This window comes from Methylomagnum sp. (assembly GCF_054333355.1).
Genome location: NZ_JBTEKS010000443.1, coordinates 1 through 3,409 on the forward strand (window position 1 = coordinate 1; position 3,409 = coordinate 3,409).

Below are 3,409 nucleotides of genomic sequence, written 5' to 3' on the forward strand. Positions count from 1 at the left end.
GCCGCCAGTATAGCGGCAATGAGCATGGCCTCGTAAAGGGCATCGGGGTCGTCAATTGCGTGTATGTCAATTTGGATGCCAACGAGCATTGGATCATCGATTGGCGGTTCTACGACCCCGACGGCGACGGCAAGACCAAGCCCGCGTAGCCTGGGTAACCCTAAATAAACTTTGAATTGTAGGATGGGTAGAGCGTAGCGAAACCCATCACGCACCAACGGGAACGCCATTGACGGGAAACCAACATGACCGATTACCGCCGCTGCCGGATCGGAGATTGAGGACCGTAGGCCGGGTTGAGGCACGAAACCCGGCATTGCGGCGGACGCTAGACTCACCGCAAAGCAATAACAGCCGCCTTTGATTTGGATACGAATATACCTACGCATACCATTCTCTAATGGGTGGCCTGTTTTGCCGGGTTTCGTGCCTCAACCCGGCCTACGGCCCTCTGGCGCAAGTCTTCAGCCGCTCGTCATACCACGCAGAGATTCCAACCTTATCGCCTTGATTCCAACATTCCGGTTGGGTAATCGTACCGAAATTTCCCGGTAAAAGTACCCACTATTCCAACGGACACCGCCACCCGCAATTATTACCCTGCAAATACCCTACTTGGTAAGGGTGAATTGTGGCTTCGCTTTGTTTACCTTGACATCAACGGGACGCCAGGTGAATTACCCGCCCGTCGCGCTGGAATCAATCGGTCGGCTCATCCCGCTTCCGTGTTGGGCAACGGGCCGATTCGTGGACCCTACAATAAGCACGCTATGGGGAATACCGTCATGGTCGCTCAATTCTCTCGTCATTCTCGGCTGTTATGTTTGGCATTGTTTTTATCCGCTCCCTTTTCGTCTAACGCTCTCGCTATTCCAGAGTTTATAGGCGCTCCTGGGAATATCACTGGCATTTCCGGGGTCAGCATCGGCGGGACTAGCTACACCGCCACCTTTTACAGCGGAATCTCATATTTGGATGCTGGCACCGCAGCGGGCGGGGCGTTCCTGTTCGAGCATTCGTTTGCCCTTGCCGCCAGCGAGGCGCTTTACCAGTTATTTACTGGCGCTTTTCAGGGTACACTCCCGGACACGGTGTTTGGCCAATTCGCGCCGGGCAACACCTATGTGGAAGGGGTTGCGTTCTTCACGCCATATCATGTGTGGGTTTATACCGATTGGGACACGATGGAAAACTACTTATATGTGGACGGGGAATCCGCTGCTAACTATTACGATCCAGGCGATAGTTATGACACCACGGATGCCCGCTCCGGCGGTAGTTCGACAGCGGACGCGGCATTGCCCAGTACTAGCCTGACTTATGTGAACTGGACGGTCGACCCCATATCCGTCCCTGAACCCGGAACTATCGGGTTATTCGCATTAGGCTTGGCGGGATTGATGGGAAGGAAATGCCGGGTCCATAACCTATATAAATCATGACAAATACCCCGCTCGATGAGCCATTCATTCGATTTTCAAAGCGAGTGTGGATAAAGGTTCGGACGGTTTCGCCGACGGCATGGGATACAGCTTGTAGATCGGGTATGTACTCATGCCCGACGCTCCCCGGCACCAAAATATCGGGCATGAAAATATATGCCCGACCTACGTCACTGGCGTGACCTTGCCCAAGGCGTGATGAGGTAGCAAATACCGACCCGGTTTTTAAAACCGAGTCGGTATCCATCAAAACTAATGCCGCAACTGCCCCTCCCATTTCGATAGCACGCTCGTCGCCACCGCGTTGCCCAACACATTGGTGGCGGAGCGCCCCATGTCCAGGAAATGGTCGATGGGCAACAGCAACAACAACCCCGCCTCGGGAATATCGAACAGCGACAACGCCCCGGCGATAACCACCAGCGAGGCACGCGGCACGCCCGCGATGCCCTTGCTGGTGAGCATCAAGGTCAGTAGCAGCGTGATCTGCTGACCGAAATCCAGCGGGATGCCGTAGGCTTGAGCGATGAACAAGGCCGCGAAAGTCATGTACATCATCGAGCCGTCCAGGTTGAAGCTATAGCCCAGCGGCAGCACGAAGCTGGCGATGCGGTTGGGGCAGCCGAAGCGCTCCAGTTCCTGCAACGTCTTGGGGAACGCCGCCTCGCTACTGGCGGTGCTGAACGCCAGCAGAAACGGGCCGCGCAGCCGGGAAACCAACGCCTTGACCCGCCCGCCAAGAACTAAGAATCCGAACAGCACCAGCAGCGTCCACAACAGCAGCAGCGCCAGATAAAACTCCCCGATCAACAAGCCATACGTCGCCAGCACCCCCAGCCCTTTCTGCGCGACCACCCCGGCGGCGGCGCCGAACACGGCGGGCGGCGCGAACAGCATCACGTAACCCGTCACCCGCAGCATCACATGCCCCAGCCCGTCCAGCGCGGCGATGAGCGGTTCGCCCCGGTCGCCCGTGGTCGCGGCGGCGATGCCGAAGAATATGGAGAACACCACGATTTGCAGGATTTCGTTCTGGGCCATGGCCTCGATGATGTTGCCCGGCACGACGTGGTGCAGGAAATTCTTGAGGTCGAAATGGCCGCCCGCCAGCCCCGCGTTGGCGTTTTCGGACGGGAGCGGCAGATGCATGTGTACGCCGGGCTGGAACAGGTTCACCAAGATCATGCCCAACACCAACGAAACCAAGCTGGCGGTCAGGAAATACAGCAGGGTTTTCCCGCCCAAGCGCCCGATGGCCTTCACGTCCCCCAGCTTGGCGATGCCCACCACTAAAGTGGAAAACACCAGCGGCGCGATGATGGTCTTGATGAGCCGCATGAACACATCGCTGAGCAGCGAGATATTCTCGGCGAAGGCTTGGATGGTGGCAGGGTCGGGATACAGCCGCCGCACGCCCTCGCCAGTGATGATGCCTAGGAACATGGCGGCGAGGATGGCGTAGGTGAGGGTGTTTTTATTCATGGTGGGGGTTGTTCGGTTGTTTGGGTGTTTGGATACGCGCCTGGAGTCCAAAGCTTGCTTTGGCGGCGGATCGTGGGAGAAGAGCTTCAGCCCGCGATTGGTGATCTGAATAAGTCGCGGGCTAAAGCCTGCTCCCACGCGATGGCGACATTCCGCCCATCCGCCGGTCCCGCGAAGGACTGCTCAATCCACCACCCACCCACCGCCGCCAAGCGCCCGTCGATATACACCAGCGGAATCCGCTGCCGCTGCCATGGCGGAATCCCTGCTTCCTGGCACAGCTTCTTGAGTTCGTGCGAATCCTGCCGCCCGCTGGGCCGCAAGCTCTCGCCGCCTTGCCGGTAACGCACGGTGATGGTGCCCGTCCGCCAAAGCTCCGGGGCTAGGCCCGGCCCTTCGGTCAATGTCGCGACCAATGCCCCGTTGGCGTCAGGCAAGGTCAAAGGCTCGCTGCCCGCCCACGGAATCTCCGCGTTCGGATTGAA

3 protein-coding genes are annotated in these 3,409 nt (G+C 58.2%); 1 reads left to right on the plus strand and 2 read right to left on the minus strand.

The genetic code is table 11. The annotated features are described in order from the left end of the window. The first annotated feature begins 785 nt into the window (after positions 1-785). Positions 786-1,442 carry a PEP-CTERM sorting domain-containing protein gene (locus tag ACXWUF_RS20790; protein WP_458496471.1) on the plus strand — a complete coding sequence of 219 codons (657 nt, stop codon included), beginning with the start codon at positions 786-788 and terminating at the stop codon, positions 1,440-1,442. 252 nt (positions 1,443-1,694) lie between these two features. Here the strand turns inward: ACXWUF_RS20790 and ACXWUF_RS20795 are convergent, their stop codons facing one another. Together ACXWUF_RS20795 and tilS are read right to left on the minus strand one after the other, a co-directional pair. Beyond that, the gene (locus ACXWUF_RS20795) at positions 1,695-2,924 is read right to left on the minus strand and encodes a dicarboxylate/amino acid:cation symporter (protein ID WP_458496472.1); all 1,230 of its coding nucleotides are present in this window, start codon (positions 2,922-2,924) and stop codon (positions 1,695-1,697) included. A gap of 86 nt (positions 2,925-3,010) precedes the next feature. Beyond that, positions 3,011-3,409, minus strand: a 399-nt coding sequence (tilS, locus tag ACXWUF_RS20800; RefSeq protein WP_458496473.1) for a tRNA lysidine(34) synthetase TilS, incomplete at its 5' end; no start/stop codon positions are given.

Excerpts from the sequence above, each read along its gene's own strand:
- ACXWUF_RS20790 (WP_458496471.1), top strand. The coding sequence starts at position 786 with ATGGTCGCTCAATTCTCTCGTCATTCTCGGCTGTTATGTTTGGCATTG.
- ACXWUF_RS20795 (WP_458496472.1), bottom strand. The coding sequence starts at position 2,924 with ATGAATAAAAACACCCTCACCTACGCCATCCTCGCCGCCATGTTCCTA.